The sequence below is a fragment of the Allobosea sp. FBZP-16 genome (genome assembly GCF_002831785.1).
GTDB lineage: Bacteria > Pseudomonadota > Alphaproteobacteria > Rhizobiales > Beijerinckiaceae > Allobosea > Allobosea lupini.
In genome coordinates, this window is the sequence record NZ_LNCQ01000032.1 from 92,752 (window position 1) to 111,502 (window position 18,751).

Annotated in this window: 19 protein-coding genes; 15 read left to right on the top strand and 4 right to left on the bottom strand. The window is 66.3% G+C overall.

The window, feature by feature from the left end:
• Window positions 1-47 precede the first annotated feature (47 nt).
• The 5 genes from CXY91_RS17085 to CXY91_RS17105 all read left to right on the top strand — a co-directional run bounded on the left by CXY91_RS17085 (window position 48) and on the right by CXY91_RS17105 (window position 4,819).
• On the top strand, window positions 48-938 hold the full coding sequence (locus CXY91_RS17085; RefSeq protein WP_091841638.1) for a branched-chain amino acid ABC transporter permease: 891 nt from the start codon (window positions 48-50) through the stop codon (window positions 936-938).
• Window positions 931-1,974: a branched-chain amino acid ABC transporter permease gene (locus tag CXY91_RS17090; protein WP_091841641.1), complete on the top strand. Its 1,044-nt coding sequence runs from the start codon at window positions 931-933 to the stop codon at window positions 1,972-1,974. The genes CXY91_RS17085 and CXY91_RS17090 overlap by 8 nt, the downstream gene beginning before the upstream one ends.
• Window positions 1,971-2,714 (top strand): ABC transporter ATP-binding protein, encoded by a 744-nt coding sequence (locus CXY91_RS17095; protein ID WP_100962473.1) that lies wholly within the window; start codon window positions 1,971-1,973, stop codon window positions 2,712-2,714. Before CXY91_RS17090 ends, CXY91_RS17095 begins: the two co-directional genes overlap by 4 nt.
• A gap of 1 nt (window position 2,715) precedes the next feature.
• Window positions 2,716-3,423, top strand: a complete 708-nt coding sequence (locus CXY91_RS17100; RefSeq protein WP_100962474.1) for an ABC transporter ATP-binding protein — start codon at window positions 2,716-2,718, stop codon at window positions 3,421-3,423.
• A 220-nt stretch (window positions 3,424-3,643) separates the two neighbouring features.
• A complete protein-coding gene (locus tag CXY91_RS17105; protein WP_158673456.1) occupies window positions 3,644-4,819 on the top strand; it encodes an MFS transporter in 1,176 nt (391 codons plus the stop codon).
• A gap of 64 nt (window positions 4,820-4,883) precedes the next feature.
• Here CXY91_RS17105 and CXY91_RS17110 read toward each other — a convergent pair whose 3' ends face one another.
• Window positions 4,884-5,792 (bottom strand): dihydrodipicolinate synthase family protein, encoded by a 909-nt coding sequence (locus CXY91_RS17110; protein ID WP_100962476.1) that lies wholly within the window; start codon window positions 5,790-5,792, stop codon window positions 4,884-4,886.
• A gap of 133 nt (window positions 5,793-5,925) precedes the next feature.
• On the opposite strand from CXY91_RS17110, the gene CXY91_RS17115 reads away from it, so the two are divergent.
• From CXY91_RS17115 to CXY91_RS17130, 4 genes are all read left to right on the top strand, one after another.
• Window positions 5,926-6,639, top strand: a complete 714-nt coding sequence (locus tag CXY91_RS17115) for a FadR/GntR family transcriptional regulator (RefSeq protein ID WP_248307530.1) — start codon at window positions 5,926-5,928, stop codon at window positions 6,637-6,639.
• Complete coding sequence (locus tag CXY91_RS17120; protein WP_100962478.1) at window positions 6,636-7,604, top strand: tripartite tricarboxylate transporter substrate binding protein; 969 nt, start codon at window positions 6,636-6,638, stop codon at window positions 7,602-7,604. The genes CXY91_RS17115 and CXY91_RS17120 overlap by 4 nt, the downstream gene beginning before the upstream one ends.
• A 74-nt stretch (window positions 7,605-7,678) precedes the next feature.
• Window positions 7,679-8,152 (top strand): tripartite tricarboxylate transporter TctB family protein, encoded by a 474-nt coding sequence (locus tag CXY91_RS17125; RefSeq protein WP_100962479.1) that lies wholly within the window; start codon window positions 7,679-7,681, stop codon window positions 8,150-8,152.
• 15 nt (window positions 8,153-8,167) lie between these two features.
• The gene (locus tag CXY91_RS17130) at window positions 8,168-9,673 is read left to right on the top strand and encodes a tripartite tricarboxylate transporter permease (RefSeq protein WP_100962480.1); all 1,506 of its coding nucleotides are present in this window, start codon (window positions 8,168-8,170) and stop codon (window positions 9,671-9,673) included.
• Window positions 9,674-9,904: 231 nt separating this feature from the next.
• On the opposite strand, the gene CXY91_RS17135 is transcribed toward CXY91_RS17130, so the two are convergent.
• Together CXY91_RS17135 and ald are read right to left on the bottom strand one after the other, a co-directional pair.
• The gene (locus tag CXY91_RS17135) at window positions 9,905-10,279 is read right to left on the bottom strand and encodes a VOC family protein (protein ID WP_100962481.1); all 375 of its coding nucleotides are present in this window, start codon (window positions 10,277-10,279) and stop codon (window positions 9,905-9,907) included.
• A gap of 159 nt (window positions 10,280-10,438) precedes the next feature.
• Complete coding sequence (gene ald / locus CXY91_RS17140; protein WP_100962482.1) at window positions 10,439-11,554, bottom strand: alanine dehydrogenase; 1,116 nt, start codon at window positions 11,552-11,554, stop codon at window positions 10,439-10,441.
• Between the two features lie 163 nt (window positions 11,555-11,717).
• Here ald and CXY91_RS17145 point away from each other — a divergent pair, with 163 nt between their 5' ends.
• Window positions 11,718-12,215: an Lrp/AsnC family transcriptional regulator gene (locus CXY91_RS17145; RefSeq protein WP_100962483.1), complete on the top strand. Its 498-nt coding sequence runs from the start codon at window positions 11,718-11,720 to the stop codon at window positions 12,213-12,215.
• A gap of 142 nt (window positions 12,216-12,357) precedes the next feature.
• Here the strand turns inward: CXY91_RS17145 and CXY91_RS17150 are convergent, their stop codons facing one another.
• On the bottom strand, window positions 12,358-12,906 hold the full coding sequence (locus CXY91_RS17150; RefSeq protein WP_091841672.1) for a cupin domain-containing protein: 549 nt from the start codon (window positions 12,904-12,906) through the stop codon (window positions 12,358-12,360).
• Between the two features lie 146 nt (window positions 12,907-13,052).
• On the opposite strand from CXY91_RS17150, the gene hisD reads away from it, so the two are divergent.
• The 5 genes from hisD to CXY91_RS17175 all read left to right on the top strand — a co-directional run bounded on the left by hisD (window position 13,053) and on the right by CXY91_RS17175 (window position 18,707).
• Entirely contained in the window at window positions 13,053-14,360 is a 1,308-nt protein-coding gene (hisD, locus tag CXY91_RS17155; protein WP_100962484.1) for a histidinol dehydrogenase, read from the top strand.
• Window positions 14,361-14,483: 123 nt separating this feature from the next.
• The gene (locus CXY91_RS17160; RefSeq protein WP_100962733.1) at window positions 14,484-15,536 is read left to right on the top strand and encodes an ABC transporter substrate-binding protein; all 1,053 of its coding nucleotides are present in this window, start codon (window positions 14,484-14,486) and stop codon (window positions 15,534-15,536) included.
• 86 nt (window positions 15,537-15,622) lie between these two features.
• Window positions 15,623-16,696: an ABC transporter ATP-binding protein gene (locus tag CXY91_RS17165; RefSeq protein ID WP_100962734.1), complete on the top strand. Its 1,074-nt coding sequence runs from the start codon at window positions 15,623-15,625 to the stop codon at window positions 16,694-16,696.
• Window positions 16,693-17,865, top strand: a complete 1,173-nt coding sequence (locus CXY91_RS17170; protein ID WP_100962485.1) for an ABC transporter permease — start codon at window positions 16,693-16,695, stop codon at window positions 17,863-17,865. The genes CXY91_RS17165 and CXY91_RS17170 overlap by 4 nt, the downstream gene beginning before the upstream one ends.
• The gene (locus tag CXY91_RS17175) at window positions 17,862-18,707 is read left to right on the top strand and encodes an ABC transporter permease (RefSeq protein WP_100962486.1); all 846 of its coding nucleotides are present in this window, start codon (window positions 17,862-17,864) and stop codon (window positions 18,705-18,707) included. The genes CXY91_RS17170 and CXY91_RS17175 overlap by 4 nt, the downstream gene beginning before the upstream one ends.
• The last annotated feature ends 44 nt before the right edge of the window (window positions 18,708-18,751 follow it).

Consider the following 18,751-nt stretch of genomic DNA (forward strand, 5'->3'; position numbering starts at 1 on the left):
TCCCTTCACAGGGGAGGGGTCACACCGCCCTCGCGAAAGCACATGACATGAATGCCCTCGACTACCTCCAATTCGTGCTGGCGCCGCAGGTCGTCAACGGGCTCGCGCTCGGGGTCGCCGTGGTGCTGGTCGCCCTCGGGCTGACGATCATCTTCGGCATGCTCGACGTCATCAACATGAGCCATGGCGAGTTCTACGCCATCGGCGCCTATGCCGCTCTCGCTCTGGGCGCAGCCGGGATCAGTTTCTGGTTCCTGCTCGTGCTGGTGCCGGTCCTGATGGTGCCGCTCGGCATGGCGGCAGAGCGCCTGCTGATCCGGCCGGTCTTCGACAGCCGGGATCGGCACGTCACCACGCTGCTCGTCACCTTCGGCCTCGCGCTCGTGGTCGAGGATCTGCTCAAGGTCGCCTTCGGGCCCAACACCCAGCGGCCGCCGACGCCGATCCCCGGCGCGACCGAGCTCGCCGGCATCATCGTGCCGAACTACCGGCTCTTCCTGATCGTGGTCGGCGCGGCGATCGTCAGCGCCGTCGCCTATGTCGTTTATCGCACCCGTCTCGGCGCGATGGTCCGGGCAGCCGCCTTCGACCGCAACATGGCGGCTTCGCTCGGCGTGCCGGTAGCGCTGGTCTATGCCGGCACCTTCGCCTTCGGCGTCGCGCTCGCCGGCCTCGCCGGCGTCCTGCTCGCGCCGATCTATTCGGTGTTCCCCACCATGGGGCGCGATTTCATCCTGCTCGCCTTCACCGTCGTCATCGTCGGCGGCATGGGCTCGATCTGGGGCGCCGTCGTCGCCGGCCTGCTGCTGACGCAGGTGCAGGCGTTGGCCAGCCTGGTGATCTCGCCGGTCTGGACCGATCCGATCGTGTTCGGGACCATGGTCGCCTTCCTCGTTTTCCGCCCGCAGGGCCTGTTCGGGAGGCTCGGCCATGCGTGACCGGCTGACTTTGTCGATGCGCGCGAGCCATCTGCTCGCCCTGGTTTTCGTCGCTGCCGCGCTCGCGCTCGCCGCGATCGGCGCCGCCAGCGGCGACACCTTCTATCTTCGCCTCGGCACGGAGGCGCTGATCTTTGCGGGGCTCGCCCTCTCGGTCGACCTGCTGCTCGGCTATTCCGGCGCGCTCTCGCTGGGGCAGGCGCTCTATTTCGGCATCGGCGCCTATGTCTCGGCGCTGACCCTGCTGAAGGTGCCGTCCTTCTGGCTCGCCATGGCGGCGGCAGGCGGGGCGACGCTCGTCGCCTCGATCATCGGCGGCCTGATCGCCAACCGGGTGCGCGGCGTCTATTTCGCGCTGATCACCTTCGGCCTCGCGCAGGTCGTCGCCAAGGTCGTCTACAACACCCGCGAGCTCGGCGCTTCCGACGGCATGATCGGCATTCCCGTCATCGAGATCGGCTTCGGCCCGGTCTCGGTCTCGGCCGGCAACCCGGTCGGCTTCTTCCTGATCGTGCTCGCGATCATTATGGGGCTGTACGGGCTCACCGCCTATCTGCTCGACACGCCGTTCGGCCGGGTGCTGACCGCGCTCAAGGCCAATGAGAAGCGCGTGCCCTTCCTCGGCTATTCGGTCTGGCGGGCGCGGATGTTCTCCTATGTGCTGGCCGGGCTGATCGCCGGGCTCTCGGGCGCGCTCTACCCGATGCTGCGCGGCTTCGTCTCGCCCGAGCTGATGTTCTTCGCGACCTCCGGCAATGCGGTGATCTCGGTCATCCTCGGCGGCGTCGGCACGCTGATCGGCGCGATCTACGGTTCGGTCCTGCTCGTCCTGCTGAAGTCGATCATCGGCAGCTGGACCGAGCACCATCTCATCGTGATCGGCCTGATCTTCATGGTCTGCGTGATGTTCCTGCCCAAGGGGCTGGTCGGCTTCATCCGGCCGCGCATCGAGGCGCGCCTGCTCGCCGGTGCGCGAAAGCCTGTCGCGCCGTCCTTTGCCCCGGCCCGGCTCGAAGCAGGGAGTGCCAAGCCATGACCGGTCCCGTCCTCGAAACCCGCGAGCTCGGTATCGCCTTCGGCGGCCTGAAGGCGGTCGACAAGGTCAGCTTCAGCGCAGAGCGCAACCGGATCACCACGGTGATCGGGCCGAACGGCGCCGGCAAGTCGACGCTGTTCAACCTGATCAGCGGCGCGCTCAAGCCGAAATCCGGCCAGCTCCTGATCGACGGCGTCGACATGACCGGCGCCTCGCCGGCGCGCACCAAGGCGGCCGGGCTGTCGCGCTCGTTCCAGATCACCAACCTGTTTTTCGAGCTGACAGTGGCGGAGAATCTGCGCATGGCGGCGCAGGTTCTGGAGCCGACGACGCGCGCCTTCCTGCCGCTCGCCCGCTCGACCCGGGCGCTCGCCAAGACCGACGAGATGCTCGAGCGCTTCCAGCTCGGCCACAAGCGCGATGAGCTCGCCGGCAATCTCTCGCACGGTGACCAGCGCCGGCTCGAGATAGCGGTCTGCCTGGCGTCGGAGCCGAAGATCCTGCTGCTCGACGAGCCGACGCAGGGCATGAGCCATGCCGACACGGCCGACACCGCCAAGCTGGTGCGCGAGCTCAGCCGCGATGTCAGCGTGCTGCTGATCGAGCACGATATCGGGCTCGTCATGAACCTCTCGGACCATGTCGTCGTCATGCATCAGGGCCGCAAGCTCGCCGAGGGGCCGCCCGCTATGGTGCGGGCCGATCCGGCGGTGCAGGCCGCCTATTTCGGACATCACTGACATGCTCGCGATCAACGGACTGCACAGCCATTACGGCTTGAGCCACGTCATCCAGGGCATCGACCTCTCGGCGGCGCCCGGCGAGGTGATCGGCATCTTCGGCCGCAACGGTGTCGGCAAGACGACGCTGCTCAAGACGATCGCCGGCTGGGTGAAACCGAGCGAGGGCGCGATCACGCTCGGCGGGCAATCCCTGAACGGGCTCGCGCCCGACCGGATCTGCCTCTCCGGCGTTGGGCTGGTGCCGGAAGACAGGCGCATCTTCCCCGGCCTGACCGTCGAGGAGAACCTGCAGCTCGGCCTGCTGCAGGTACGGGGCCGGGCAGCCAAAGCCGAGCGCGCCGCCATCGAGCAGATCTACGACCGCTTTCCCCGCCTCGGCGAGCGCCGCCGCCAGCTCGGCACGACGCTGTCCGGCGGCGAGCAGCAGATGCTCGCCATGGCGCGCGTCCTTGTCGGCGAGCCCAGGCTGGTGCTGGTCGACGAACCCAGCGAAGGGCTGGCACCGATGATCGTCGCCGAGGTTTTCGCCATCGTGCGCGAACTGCGCGAGCGCGGCTGCATCGTGCTTCTGGTCGAGCAGAACGTGCACGAGGCGCTGTCGGTGACGGATCGCTTCGTCGTCATCGAGCGCGGACGGATCGTCCTCAGCGGCGACGCCGAGGACGAAACGGACCGCGCGCGCCTGCTGACGGCTCTGGCGGTCTGACACCTGGCGCTAGCCATCTCGGCCGTGGTGAGGCGGTTGCATGCAAATCCTGCAGGTCAGGCAAGGCGTGCCTGGCCCTCGACCGCAACGGCGGATTCGCGGAAGACCAACGCAAGCCGACATCGTGCACAGCGCCGCCGAAAGGCGGTTTGCTGGCCGGGAGATGTGGTGACGGCGTCGGGAGGAGATCGCGTTGAAGCTGCCTTTGTGGGGGAGCGCCTTGAGCGCCACGCTCCTCGTGCAGATCGTAAGCTCCTTCGCTGCCGCAGCAGTTCCCCTTCTCGGTCCGATCCTGACACAGCGCTGGAACCTGCCGCCGGAGAGCATTGGCTATGTGTCTTCCGCTGTCTCGATCGGCATCTGCTGGTGCCTGGCCTGCGGCGGCCCGATGCTCGACCATCACGGCCCGATCCGGACCTTGCAGATCGGCCTGGCAGCGATGTGCCTCGGCCTGATCCTGCTGTCGCAACCGATCGCCATCCTCGGCTTCGCCGGCGCGCTCGTGCTCGGTCTCGGCACCGCGCCCAACAATCCGGCGGGCAGCACGATGCTGATGCGCACGGCGCCGCCCACGCATCGCAACCTGATCTTCTCGATCCGACAGGCCGGCGTCCCGCTTGGCGGAACGATCGCCGGTCTTTCGGTGGCTCCGGCCGTCATCGGGCTGGGCTTTACCCATACGATCTGGCTGATCGCGGCCATCGTCCTGCTCAGCCTGCTGGCGGTTCAGCCGTTCCAGAAGCGGCTCGACGTGGAAAGGGGGGCGGCGAACCGGCGCTGGGCCCTGATGTTCCTGTCGCCCTCGGCCCTGCGCCGCGCGGCCGAAGTCATCCGCTCGCACCCGACATTGCCGCTGCTCACCGGCATGGGCATCTCGTTCTCGGTCGCCCAGACCAGCGTCCAGGCCTTCACGGCGACCTATCTGGTGACGCAGCACGGCAAGAGCCTGGCGGAGGCCGGCTGCTTCATGGCCGTCCTGCTCGCCGCCAGCACGGTCTCGCGGATCGCCCTGGGCTGGCTGGCGGATCGCTGGCGCCGGGGCCTGCTCCTGCTCGGCCTGCTCCTGCTCGCCGCGAGCGCTGCGGTCGTCCTGCTCGTCTGGTCGGCGACGGGACCGTCATGGGCCCTGTACGGCTCGGTCGCCTTCATCGGTGCGACGTCGCTGGGCTGGAACGGGGTCTACATGGCCGAGCTGGCGCGGCTGGCGCCACCGACGCAGATCGGCGATGTCACCTCTGCGGCGAACCTGTTCGGCTTCACCGGCTCGTTCTGCGGGCCCCTGATCTTTGCCTTCATCGCCAGCCGGACGGCGAGCTTCGACTGGCCTTATCTGCTGGTCGCTGCGCAATTGGCCGCCTGCGGCATCTTCGTGCTCTGGCGCCGCAGCTGGCGTTGAGGCTCCCGCCACTGCGGGGGGATCGTCTCCTCGCTGCCGCCTGCATGGTCGACGAGGGCCTCTCCTAGCGACTGCTGGCTTCGAACAATCCAGCCCGCCGGGCATGGCCGCGAACGAGGTCCAGTCCGAAGGCCGTCGGCCGCATGGCCGGCGCGCGATCATGGATCTCGATGCCTGCACGCACGCCGAAGAGGCGCTTGCCGTAGCAGATCAGGCTTTCCAATGACTGCATGATGAAGACGATCGTCGGCAGTACCTCGCGATAGCTGGCCTCGGCCGTGACCTCGTCGCCCGAGACGAAGCACTCATAGATCGCCACCGTGAGGTCGATCAGTTCGGGCGCGAGGATCATGCCGACGCAGCCGGCACGCAGGTTCTCGATCAGCTCGAGACCGCCGCGGCCGTTCATCACAGGCAGGCGGCCCTCGGTCGTTTCGATCAGCTGCCGAATCTCCGTCGCCGGCCCCTCGCCCTTGACCAGCTTGATGTTCGGATGCTGCGCGACGAGGCTGCGGATATCCTCCGCCGAGAGGCCGCGGCCCATATAGGCGGGGGCGTTCTGGATCGCGACCGGCAGGTGTGTGGCATCCGCGATCCGGCCGAAGAAGCGGATGTATTCGGTTGCAGCGAAACTGCCGACCATGGGCGGCTGCAGGATCACCCAATCGGCCTTGGCTCCCTCCGCCGCTCGAACCAGCTCGACCTGCTCGGCCACCGACGTGCCGTAGATGGTGAAGCCGAGCGGCTTAACGCCCCCGACATCCTCCGAGGTCCACTCCATCACCGTGCGCCGCTCCGGCACGGTCAGCTTGGAGACTTCCGTCGCAAGACCGAGCGCCGCGATGCCATGGGCGCCGTGCTCCAGGCATATCTCGACCTGCCGTCGCATCGCCTGCCGATCGAGCCGCTCCTGCGCGTCGAACAGCGCGTAGAGGATCGCATGGATGCCGGTGAACGCGGTCTCAGTGGTCATGGCGTGCCTCGCTTCAATGATCAGATGTTAAACATCAGATGAATGCTTGCGCGCAAGCCCCGGACGTGACAGTTTCCCGCCGCGGGAGAGAAAACGGGCCATGGCGCGAGGCAGCAAGCCAGGAAAGATCGGCATGATGGTCGCAGCGCTCGGCGCCGCGATCGTGCGCGGCGAGATCGCTTCGGGTACCGTCCTGCCGGCCGAGCCTGATCTCGCCGAACGCTATGGCGTCGGCCGCAGTGTCGTCCGCGAAGCCGTGAAGACCCTCGTCGCCAAGGGCCTGCTCACGGTGCGGCCTCGGCACGGCACGCAGGTCCGCCCGCAGCACGACTGGACGCTGCTCGACCGCGAAGTGCTCGGCTGGATGCGCAGCGAGGATGGGCTCGACCGCGGCCTGCTGCTCGCTCTTGAAGAGACGCGCGAGATCATCGAGCCGGAGGCAGCGGCATTGGCGGCGACCCGCGCCACGCCCGCGGACCTCGCTCGCATTCGCGCGGCACTGTCCGAGATGGAAATCGGTCAGGACGATCCGCAGGCCGCCATCGCCGCCGACAAGCGTTTCCATCTTGCGATCCTCGACGCCACCAACAACCCGATCCTGCGCAGCTTCCGCGGCGCGATCGATACGATTCTGAGCGCGATGTTCGACTTCACCGTCGATGTCTTCGCCGGCAACCTCGCCAACCACGCCGCCGTCGTCGACGCAATCGCCGCCGGCGAGCCCGAACAGGCCCGCCAGGCGATGCAACAGGTGCTCGGCTACACGCGCGGCCACATGCTCTCCAGTTCCGTGCTGGCGGACGGAGCCAGCCCAAACAAGAAAACCGTCTCGGGAGAAACGCGATGAAACTCACAAAATTGCTGCTCGCTGCCGCCGTGGCGGCTGTGTCGCTGCCCGCCTTCGCCGCCTGGCCTGAGCGCCCGATCACGCTGGTCGTGCCCTGGGCCGTCGGCGGCGGCACCGATGCGGTCGCCCGCATCCTCGCGGCCGGGCTGGAGAAGGAGCTCGGCAAGCCGGTCAACGTCGTCAACCGCACCGGCGGCGGCGGCGTGGTCGGCCATACCGAGATGGTCAACGCCAAACCCGACGGCTACACGATCGGCCTCGCGACGGCGGAGGTCACGACCTACTACTGGTCGAACACCGCTCCCTTCACCTATGAGAAGCTCACGCCGATCGCGCTGGTGAACTTCGACTCGGCCGCCTTCAACGTCGCCACGAACTCGCCCTGGGCGGACCTGCGCGCCGCGCTCGACGACATCAAGAAGCAGCCCGTCGGCCACTACAAGCTCTCCGGCATGGCGGCCGGCGCCGCCTATCATCTCGCCTTCGCCGGCCTGCTCCAGCTCGAGGGCATCAATCCCAAGAGCGTCACGGTGGTGCCGAGCCAAGGCGCGGCCCCCGGCTTCCAGGAGCTGGCCTCGGGCGGCGTCCAGATCGTCCCGTCCTCCCTGCCGGAAGGCAAGGCGATGTTCGATGCCGGCCGCGTCAAGTCGCTGGCGGTGATGTCGAAGGAGAAGATCGGCGCCTTCCCGAACGTGCCGACGGTCAAGGACGCGATCGGCAAGGAGTATGAGGGCGGCACCTGGCGCGGCCTTGCCGCCCCGGCCGGCCTGCCGGCGGATGTGACGGCCCGCCTCGTCGAAGCCACCGAGAAGGTCGCGAATTCCGAGGCCTACAAATCGTTCCTCGCCGAGCGGGGCTTCGGCTACGCCTTCGCCAAGGGGCCGGCCTTCGGCAGCTTCCTCGCCACCCAGCACAAGAACAACGGCGAGATCATGGGCGCGCTCGGCCTGCGCCTGCGCCAGTAGTCGATCGTCTTGGGAGGTTTCAGGGCGCGGTGGCTTCGCCGCGTCCCGTTTCCAACACGCACACCGAGCACGCCATGAAGTTCAACGATCTGTTCGGAGGCCTCGTCTTCCTTGCCTTGTCGGGCCTGGTGGCGGCCGCGTCCTGGAACCTGCCGAACCCGTCAGAGCAACCACTGGGACCCTCGGCGTTCCCGCTGATCCTGTCGGGACTGCTGGCGCTCTGTGCCGCGATCCTCGCCGTCAACGGTGCCCGGGCGACGCAGGCCGGCCCGCTGGTCGGTCTTGCCGACTGGGCCCGCAGCGGCGGCGCGCTCGCGCGGCTGCTGCTCGTGCCGGCGGCGGTGATCTTCTACATGCTCGGCGCCGAGACGCTCGGCTTCCTGGTCTGCGCGCCGCTTATCCTCGTTGTACTGTTCCTGGCCGGCGGCACGAAGCCTTTGCACGCGGTCGGACTCTCGCTCGCGGCCGCACTCGTCATCCACTCGATCTTCTATCTGGCCCTCGGCGTGCAATTGCCCTGGGGACCGCTCGAACCCGTGCGCTGGTAGGAGCTCTCAGCCGCCATGCTCGACGCCTATGTCACCGCGCTGGGGATGGTGCTCGATCCCTATGTGCTTTTCGTCATCACCGCTTCGGCGATCTACGGCCTCGTCGTCGGCTGCATCCCCGGCCTCTCGGCGACCATGGCGACGGCGCTGCTGGTGCCGCTGACTTTCTTCATGCCGCCGGTGCCGGCGATCGCCGCGATCGTCACGACCTCGACCATGGCGATCTTCTCCGGCGACATACCTGGCTGCCTCCTGCGCATCCCCGGCACGCCGGCCTCGGCGGCCTATGTTGACGATTCCTATCAGATGACGCTGAAGGGCAAACCGGAGCTCGCGCTCGGCATCGGCCTGTGGTTCTCGGTGCTCGGCGGGCTGTTCGGTACGGCGGTGATGATGGTGGCCTCGCCGGCCATCGCCGATTTCGCGCTCGGTTTCGGCTCGGTCGAGTTCTTCTGGATCGTCATGCTCGGCCTGGGCGGCGCCGTCTTCATCGGCTCCTCGACGCCGCTGAAAGCCTGCATCTCGCTGCTGATCGGCCTGTTGATCGCGATGGTCGGCATGAACAATCCGGCCGGCCAGCCGCGCTTCACCTTCGAGTCGACCGAGATGCTCGGCGGCGTCTCGCTGATCCCGATGATGGTCGGCATGTTCGCCTGCTCGGAGGTGATGCGGCACATGGTCTCCGACGGCAGCGCTCCGCACGCCGTGGTCCAGAAGATCGGGCCGATCTTTGCCAATATGTGGCGACTGACCAAGCAGTATCCCTGGCAGCTCATCCGCGGCAGCGCGCTCGGCACGATCATCGGCATCCAGCCCGGCAGCGGCGCCGACATGGCGGCCTGGATGTCCTATGCGATGAGCAAGCGCTTCTCGAAGGAGCCGGAGAAGTTCGGCACCGGCCATCCGGAAGCGCTGATCGAGGCCGGCGCCTCCAACAACTCCTCGCTGGCGGGCGCCTGGATCCCGGCCCTGGTCTTCGGCATCCCCGGCGACTCGATCACCGCGATCGCCATCGGCGTGCTGATGATGAAGAACATGGCGCCGGGGCCGACGATCTTCGTCAACAATCCCGAAAATGTTTATGCGCTCTTCCTGGTCTTCGTCATCGCCAACCTTCTGATGCTGCCGCTCGGCTGGGCGATCATCAAGGTCGCGACGCGCGTGCTCTCCGTGCCGCGGCGCGTGCTGATGCCGATCATCCTGCTCTTCGCCATCGTCGGCTCCTACGCGATCAACAATTCGCTGTTCGATGTCGGCGTCATGCTCGCCTTCGGCGTGTTGGCCTTCGTGCTCGAGGAGAACGATTTTCCGGTGGCGCCGGTGATCCTCGGCGTCGTGCTCGGGCCATTGCTGGAGGAGTACTTCATCAACTCGATGATCAAGTCCGACGGCCGGCTGATCGGGCTGGTCGACCGGCCGATCGCCGCCGTCCTCGCCGCAATCACGATCGGCATCATCGGCTGGACGATCATCGCCTCGATACGAGCGTCCAGCCGAACGGAAAAACTCGCCGGCGAGTGAGCTGCGCGCCCGGCGCGGGCACTGAAGGGAACTCTCCAGCGCGTTTGAGCCTGGAGCAGTGCCGGCCTCGTCGCCTCGCCAAGTCAGGGTCAGCGGCGCCAGGCGATCTAAAGACTGCTCGCCAGGGCCGCGAAAAAGATTCGAAAGGAGAGGCCGAGATCGGGGCCGGCAGCTTGCCGGCGAATTTCCAGCAGTTCGGGATGATCTCCGGCGCGGGTGCTGCCGATTGTGTTACTTCGTCGGCCGAGAGCGCGCGGTCAGCTTGTTTCCGTCGGGATCGCGAAGGTAGGCGACGAACGCTCCATTCGGGCGCTCGCTGGGTGGGCTCTCGATCGCCGTCCCGCCATGCGTCGTGCCCGCCTTGTGCCATGCGAGGACATGGTCGCGGCTCGCAGCGGCGATACCGATAGTCCCACCGTTGGCTGCGGTCGCTGGATGGCCGTCGATCGGCTTCGTGATCATCAACCGGCCGTCGTTGTGCGCATAGATCAGCCTGCCCCTGGCATCCATCTCGCCCGGCTCGCCTCCCAACGCAGCGAACGTGGCGTCGTAGAAAGCTCTGGCCCGCTCCAAGTCGTTGCTGCCGATCATGACGTGAGTGAACATGCCTTCGTCTCCGAAAAGGGCCGATGCGGACTGTCGGCCTGTGTTCGCATGCCCCCGTACGGTCCGAAAGAGGCGTTTCAGACCTTGCGGGGACACGGGATGGGCAGGGTCACAGTGCGCTTCCGCCCCGTGCCGTCCTTTGAAGCTGGAGCCCCATCATCAGGCGGCAATCGCCTTTTCAACCGGCTCGTACGGCTTGTCGAGGCTCTCGGCGACCTGCGGATTTGTGATCCGCCCTCGATGCACATTCAGGCCGGCGGCGAGGTGCGGGTCTTCTTCAATCGCCTTCAGGCCACGTGCCGCCAATGCCAGGCCGAACGGCAGCGTGGCGTTGTTCAAGGCGTAACTCGATGTAAGCGGGACAGCTCCGGGCATGTTGGCGACGCAATAATGAATGACCCCTTCGATCTCGAAGGTGGGCGAAGCGTGCGTCGTCGGGCGGGATGTTTCGAAACAGCCGCCCTGATCGATCGCAACATCGACGAGCACCGCTCCGCGCTTCATCCTGGAAAGCTGTTCGCGGGACACCAGACGGGGGGCCGCGGCCCCCGGAATGAGGACGGCCCCGATCACCACATCGGCCGCGAGCACCTCTTCTTCGATGGCCTGCTGGGTGGAAGAGCGCGTTCTCACGCGACCGCCGAAATGCTCGTCGAGCTGCCTGAGGCGGGGGAGAGACCGATCGAGAATGACAAGGTCAGCTCCAAGCCCAGCCGCCATCCGGGCGGCGTGCGTCCCAACCACCCCACCGCCAATGATGGCAACGCGTGCAGGCGCTACGCCCGGCACGCCTCCGATCAGCATGCCCCGGCCACCCGAATGCCGCTGCAGGCACAATCCCGCCGCTTCGATCGAAAGTCGACCGGCAACTTCGCTCATGGGAGCGAGCAGCGGGAGGCCGCCAAAGCGATCCGTCACCGTTTCATAGGCGACCGCGGTGACGCCGGACTTCAGCAGGCCTGCCGTCTGCTCCGGATCCGGAGCCAAGTGCAGGTACGTGAACAGAATTTGACCTTCGCGAAGCTGGGTCCATTCCGACGGCTGGGGCTCCTTGACCTTCACGATCATCTCGGCCTTGGCGAAAATCTCGGCCGCGGTCGCCACGATGCGTGCACCGGCCGTTTCGTAAGCCTGATCTGAGGCGGAGATGCCAGCGCCGGCATTCGTCTCGACAAGCACCTCGTGCCCCGCCGACACATATTCTCGCACGGCTTCCGGGGTTATGCCGACCCGGTATTCATGAACCTTGATTTCCTTGGGAACGCCGACGCGCATTCGATCCTCCCGCGTTTGGAGAGGCGATAGTAGCGCAGGAGCTTGATCGGATTTCGACGAATTGCGGTGTAATTCCACCAATTTCATCGGATTCCAGCGATAATTATAGATATGACGCTAGTATCGTGCGTAAGATTGACCGTGGCCGCAGGAACGCAGCAACATGGCTCTCGATAATCTGTCGCGCATCCTTTTATCCGAACTCGTGGAAGATGGCCGTGCAAGCCATATCAAGCTTGCCGAGCGCATCGGCTTGTCCGCCACAGCAGTCGCCCGACGACAACGCGCGCTGGAGGAGGAAGGCGTGATCGTCGGCTATCACGCACGATTGAGCCAGAAGGTGCTTGGTCTAGGGGTAACCGTCATCATCAGATTGGCTCTGAACAGCCAGAGTGAAGACGCCCTGTCTGCGTTCGAAAAGGCCGTTGCAAAATGCCCCTCGGTTCTGAGGTGCTTCCTGATGTCGGGAGAGGACGATTATCTGCTCACTGTCGTCGCCCGAGACGTCGAGGACTTCGAGCATGTTCACAAGACGCAATTGTCCCGACTGCCGCACGTCGCGCGGATCCAATCAAGCTTCGCACTCCGTCAGGTCATCGAGCGGCCCGTGCTGCCTCCGTTTCGGTCAGCAGACGGACGCGTTGGCCAGGCGGACCGTTAGCGAAGGGCCCCCCGGCAGACGACGCGATAGGCCATCGGTGCACGAACGCGCTGAGCTGGGTTTTGAGAAGGCTTGCGCCCGGATGTGGGAAAGCAGCGATGCCGTAGGCCCCCGCTGCATCAGCGGGTTCGAGCCAGCCTCCCTAGTAGGTGGGGGGCGTGATCGCGCTTACGATTTCGCTCTGCTCCTTCGAGGCATTGCGGAAACGGTGTGGTTCCCGGCTGTCGAAATAATAACCATCTCCGGGCTCCAGGATCGATGTCCGGCCGGCAACGGTCACCTCGACCGCTCCGCGGATGACCATGCCGCCTTCCTGGGCCGAATGGGAGAAGGCCTCGCCTGTGTCGGCCCCCGGAGCATAGGTTTCGTGCAGCATCAGCATTGATCGGTTGGGAAAGCCCGATCCGATGACGCGATAGGATATGGCGTCGACCCGGCCGATCTCTGTCATGTCTGCTGCGCGGCAGAACGGATTCGGCGGCGACACAGTCTGAAAATCCAGAAAAAAGCCCGATAGAGTCGTGCCGAGCGCGTCGAGGACGGCGTGCAGCGTGTCGAGCGACGGGCTGATCAGATCGCGCTCGATCAGCGAAATCGAGGAATGCGAGATCCCGGACCGCAGCGCGACCGCACGCACGCTCAGTTTGCGGCGCGAGCGCAATTCGCGCAGCCTGTCGCCGATTTTCATGATCGCCCTTCGCCTCCGAATGCCCCTTTGTCAGCCCGCACATCTAGAGCGAACGGTGAATATCCTCAACACGAGTGCCGCGCCGTCTTGCGTGCTGTACCGGAAGCGCCGTCAATGTCAGCGCTTCCCCAAGACCCAGGCGGACCTTCATGACGAAACTCGACCCACAGCTTGCAAGCCGGCTGACATACATCAAGCAGCCCGGCCGCAGCGCATGGAGCGACAATGCCCCGGTCGAGGCGACGGTGAAGCAGATCCTCGACGCAGTCCGCCAATCCGGGGACGCGGCGCTGCGCGACTATTCCCGCCGGTTCGACAAGGTCGAGATCGAGACGTTCGAGGTCAGTGCCAGGGAGCGCGAAGAGGCCGTCGCGGCGCTGGACCCACAGACCCGCGCCGACACTGAATTCGCGATCGAACGCGTGCGATCGTTCGCCCAGGCGCAGCGCGACACGATCCTGCCGCTCGATGTCGAGCCGCTGCCCGGCCTGCATCTCGGGCATCGCATCATCCCGATCGCCCGCGTCGGCGCCTATGTGCCCGGCGGGCGCTACCCGCTGCTGTCGGCGCCGATCATGACGATCGTCCCGGCCAAGGTCGCCGGATGCGACGAGGTCATCGCCTGCCTGCCGCCGGGAGCGCACCAGGCGATGATCGCCGGCTGCCATCTTTCCGGCGCCGACCGCATCTTCCGCGTCGGCGGTGCGCAGGCGATCGCTGCCATGGCCTTCGGCACCGAGAGCATCCCGGCGGTCGACAAGATCGTCGGGCCCGGCAACGCCTATGTGAACGAGGCCAAGCGCCAGGTCTTCGGGCTCGTCGGCATCGACCAACTCGCCGGCCCCAGCGAGATCTTCATCGTCGCAGACGAGACAGGCGACGCCATCACCATCGCGGTCGACCTTCTGGCCCAGGCGGAGCATGACGTGCGCACCCGCGTCGGCCTGATCACGACCGACCGCGCACTCGCCGAGGCGACGCTGGCCGAGGTCGAACGCCAACTCGGCAACCTTTCGACCGCCGGCGTGGCGGCAGAGGCCTGGCGCGACTATGGCGAGATCGTCCTCTGCGCAGACGAGGCGGCGATGCTGGCCTATTCCGACCATATCGCCGCCGAGCATCTCGAGGTCCACACAAGCGACGCCCGGGCCACTGCCGGGAAACTGCGCAATTACGGCTCGATCTTCATCGGTGTCGCCGCCAGCGTGGTCTATTCCGACAAGTGCTGCGGCACCAACCACACGCTGCCGACCATGGCTGCGGGGCGCTATACCGGCGGCCTCTGGGTCGGCTCCTATCTCAAGACCTGCACGCATCAATGGCTGGACGAGCGCGGTGTCGCGGCCGTCGCGCCGCCTGCCATGCGCCAGAGCGCCAGCGAGGGGCTGGAGGGCCATCGTCGCGCCGCCGCCCTGCGGCTGGCTCCCGCGCAATTGCTGCAGGAGATCGGTGCCTGAATTCGACCGACAGGTCTGCAGGGCCTCTGGCGCGACAATGCGATCGAGGTTCCAATGATCGGCAAGGACTGGTTCGGCCTTCGCGAGGGGCGAATTCCGAGGCGGCAACACAGGGAGACCAACATGGCCAGTTTCAAACAGGTGATAGGCTCCGCCGGTCTTGCGGCGGGGTTGGTGCTGTCCGCTTTCGGGGCGGCTTCCGCGCGTGACCTCACCGTCGTGTCCTGGGGCGGCAACTATCAGGACGCCCAGCGCAAGATCTATTTCAAGCCCTTCGCCGAGAAGACCGGTAAGCCCGTGCTCGACGAATCCTGGGATGGCGGCGTCGGCGTCGTGCAGGCCAAGGTCAAGGCTGGCGTGCCGAACTGGGATGCCGTGCAGGTCGAGGCCGACGAGCTCGCGATCGGCTGCGCCGACGGCATCTACGAGAAGATCGACTGGGCCAAGCTCGGCGGCAAGGACAAGTTCCTCGACAGTGCGGTCAGTGATTGCGGCGTCGGCGCCATCGTCTGGTCGACGATGCTGTCCTATGATTCCGACAAGCTGAAGACCGCGCCGACCTCCTGGGCCGATTTCTGGGACACCAAGAAGTTTCCGGGCAAGCGCGCCCTGCGCCGCGGCCCCAAATACGCCCTGGAATTCGCCCTGATGGCCGATGGCGTCGCTGCCAAGGACGTCTACGCGACCCTGCGGGCCGCCGGCGGCGTCGATCGCGCCTTCAAGAAGCTCGACGAGATCAAGGGCGACATGATCTGGTGGGAGTCCGGCGCCCAGCCGCTGCAGCTCCTGAAATCCGGCCAGGTCGTGATGACCTCGGCCTATAACGGCCGCATCACCGGCATCAACAAGACCGAGGGCACCAAGTTCAAGACCGTCTGGCCCGGCAGCATCTATGCCGTCGACAGCTGGGTCATCCTGAAGGGCAGCCCGAACAAGGATGCGGCGATGGATTTCATCGCCTTCGCCAGCCTGCCGGAAAACCAGTCGAAGCTGCCGCAGGACATCGCCTATGGCCTGCCCAACAAGGCTGCTGCCGCAGCAGTGCCGGCCGATCTTGCCGCTGATCTGCCGACCTCGCCCGCCAATCTCGCGGGCGCGATCTCGATCGACATCGACTTCTGGAACGACAACATCGAGGACCTGACCAAGCGCTTCAACGCCTGGCTCGGCAAGTAGTCCGGGCCCTAAGGCTTGGCGCAACCGAGACCTGTGGTCACAATGGCTGGCGCTGCGCGCCAGCCATTCAGGTGAAGGACTTCCATTTGCCCGGTTCGGCAGCGTTCATCCAGTTCGAGAACGTCAGCAAGGCGTTCGGAACAGCCAAGGTCGTCGACGCGCTCGACCTTCATGTCGGCCAGGGCGAATTCGTCAGCCTGCTCGGCCCGTCCGGCTCGGGCAAGACCACGCTGCTGATGATGCTGGCCGGGTTCGAGGCGCCGACGGGCGGCGCGATCCATGTCGATGGCAAGCGCGTCGAACGGCTGCCGCCCTACAAGCGCGATATGGGCGTGGTGTTCCAGAATTACGCGCTCTTCCCGCATATGACCGTGGCGGAGAACATCGCTTTCCCGCTGAAGATGCGCGGTGTCGGCAAGGCTGAGCGCGAGGCGCGGGTGACACGCGCGCTCGATCTCGTCCAGCTCGGCCATCTCCAGGATCGCAAGCCCGCGCAGCTATCAGGCGGCCAGCAGCAGCGCATCGCTCTCTCGCGCTCGATCGTCTACGAGCCGAAAGTCGTGCTGATGGACGAGCCGCTGAGCGCGCTCGACAAGCAGCTGCGCGAGCACATGCAGCTCGAGATCCGCGAGCTGCACCGCAAGCTCGGCCTGACCGTCATCTTCGTGACCCATGACCAGGGCGAGGCGCTCACCATGTCCGATCGCGTCGCGGTGCTGAATCGCGGCAAGATCGAGCAGCTCGATACGCCGTCGGGCCTCTATGACCGTCCACGCACGCGCTTCGTCGCCGAATTCATCGGCGAGACCAACCTGCTCGCAGGCACCGTCTCAGCCCGGACGGACGGCGTTGCCACGGTCGTCCTTGCCAATGGCGGCTCGATCTCCTGTGCGGCGCCGGACGGCTTTGCCATCGGCAGCCCGGCCCTCGTCTCGATCCGGCCGGAAATGCTGCATCTCGGCGACGACCCGGCAGTCCTGAACGCGCTGCCGGTCACGGTCGAGGATGACGTCTACCATGGCGACCATGTCCGCGTGCATCTCTCCTGTCAGGGCCAGCGGCTCGTCGCCAAGGCCGGGCGCCGCGATGTCGTGCTGCCGGTCGGCTCACAGGCTTTCGCCAGCTTCAACCGCGACGATTGCACGCTGGTGGCGCCATGACCATTGCGCGCCTGAAGGCGTCGCTCCTCGTCCTGCCGCTGATCGTCTTCCTCGGCCTGTTCTTCATCTGGCCGCTCTGGATGATGATCGCGACGTCTGTGCAGGGCGGCACGGTGCGCCTCGCTTTTCCGGCCACGGCCGTGGCGATCGCGCAGTGGAACGGCGACGGCCTGCCGTCTCCGGACGTTCAGGCGGCGCTGATCCAGGATCTGCGCGCCGAGGTCGTGCAGGAGGTGTTCGGCGACGCCGTGCGCAGCCTGAACAGTCAGCAGGCCGGCTTCCGCACCTTGCTGCCGCGCACCGTGACGGCACTGCGCAATGCCGGTGCCGACGCCACCCCGAAGCTCGAGAGCATCGATCCGCGCTGGAGCCAGCCGCCCTTCTGGCTCGCGCTGAAGCGCGGCATGCCGGCCTATACGGACGCCAACCTGCTCGCGGCCGTCGATCTGAAGCGCGGCGATGACGGCACGATCGCGCATGTCGCGCCGGACATGGCGGTCAACCGTGCGATCATGCTGCGGACCTTTATCATCGCCGCCCAGGTGACTTTGGCCTGCGCCGCGATCGGGCTGCCCTTCGCCATGCTGGCGGCGAGCCTTGGCGGCTGGAAGCGCAATTTTCTGCTGCTGGCGGTTCTGCTGCCGCTCTGGACCTCGTTGCTGGTCCGCACGGCCGCCTGGATGATCCTCCTGCAGGACCAGGGGCTGATCAACCAGATCCTGAAGGCGCTCGGCCTGATCGATGCCTCGCTGCCCCTGATCTACAACCGCACCGGCGTGCTGATCGCCATGACGCATGTGCTGCTGCCCTTCATGGTGCTGCCGATCTATGCCAGCCTGATCGCGATCCCGCGCAACCTGATGCCGGCGGCGGCCGCGCTCGGAGCCCGCCCCTGGCAGGCTTTCCGCCATGTCCTGCTGCCGCTGGCGATGCCCGGCCTGCTCTCGGGCTCGCTGCTCGTCTTCATGGTGGCGCTCGGCTACTACATCACGCCGGCGCTGACCGGCGGCGCCGGCGACCAGATGATCTCCTCCGTCATCGCCTTCTACGCGACCGGCACCGCCAATTGGGGGATGGCCGGCGCGCTCGGCCTCTTCCTGCTGGTGCCGACGACCCTGCTCTACATCGTCTATGGCCGGCTCTCGCGCACGCCCCTGGGGCAGGCATGAGCGCGGCTTCGCCAAACCTTCCGGGTACGCCCGGCGCGCTCGCCTTCGGCGCGGTGCGGCTGGCTTTCGCAGCACTGGTGGTGGCGTTCCTGCTGCTGCCTCTGGTCGCGATCCTGCCGCTCGCCTTCACCGACAGCGTCTTTCTGACCTATCCGATGAGCGGTCCCTCACTACGCTGGTTCGAGACGCTGGCGACGAGCGATGCCTGGAAGCGCTCGATCGTCAATTCGCTGATCATCGGCTCCGGCGCGACGGTTCTGTCCACGGTGGTTGGAACGCTCGCGGCGCTCGGCCTGCGGCGCGAGCTCGTGCCGTTTTCCGGCGTGCTGCGTTCGATCTTCCTGCTGCCGATGGTGGTACCGGCCGTCGTGCTCGGCGTCGGCATGCAGATCCTCTACGCCCGCATGGGCCTGGCGAGCAGCTATCTCGGCGTGATCGTCGCCCATGCGGTGCTGTGCGTGCCGTTCGTGCTGGTCAACGTCTCGGGCTCGCTTGCGAGCATCGACCCGGCTCTGGAAAAGGCGGCTTCGAGCCTGGGTGCGCCGCCAACGGCGGTCTTCCGCAATGTCACTCTTCCGCTGGCGATGCCCGGCATTCTCACCGGCGCGGTCTTCGCCTTCGCGACCTCGCTCGACGAGGTCGTGATCACGCTTTTCGTCGCCGGGCCAAACCAGACGACCATGGCGCGCCAGATGTTCGCCTCGCTGCGCGAGAACATCAGCCCCGCCATCGCGGCCGCCGCGTTCGTCATCATCGTCCTGACCTTCGCGCTGCTCCTTGTCGTGAAGGGCGCTTCGCTGTTCCAGCCGCAGCGCAACAAGCAACGACCTCAGCAAACCTAGATTGCCGAGGAACCATCTCAGCCGGGGTGCAAATGCGCCCATTG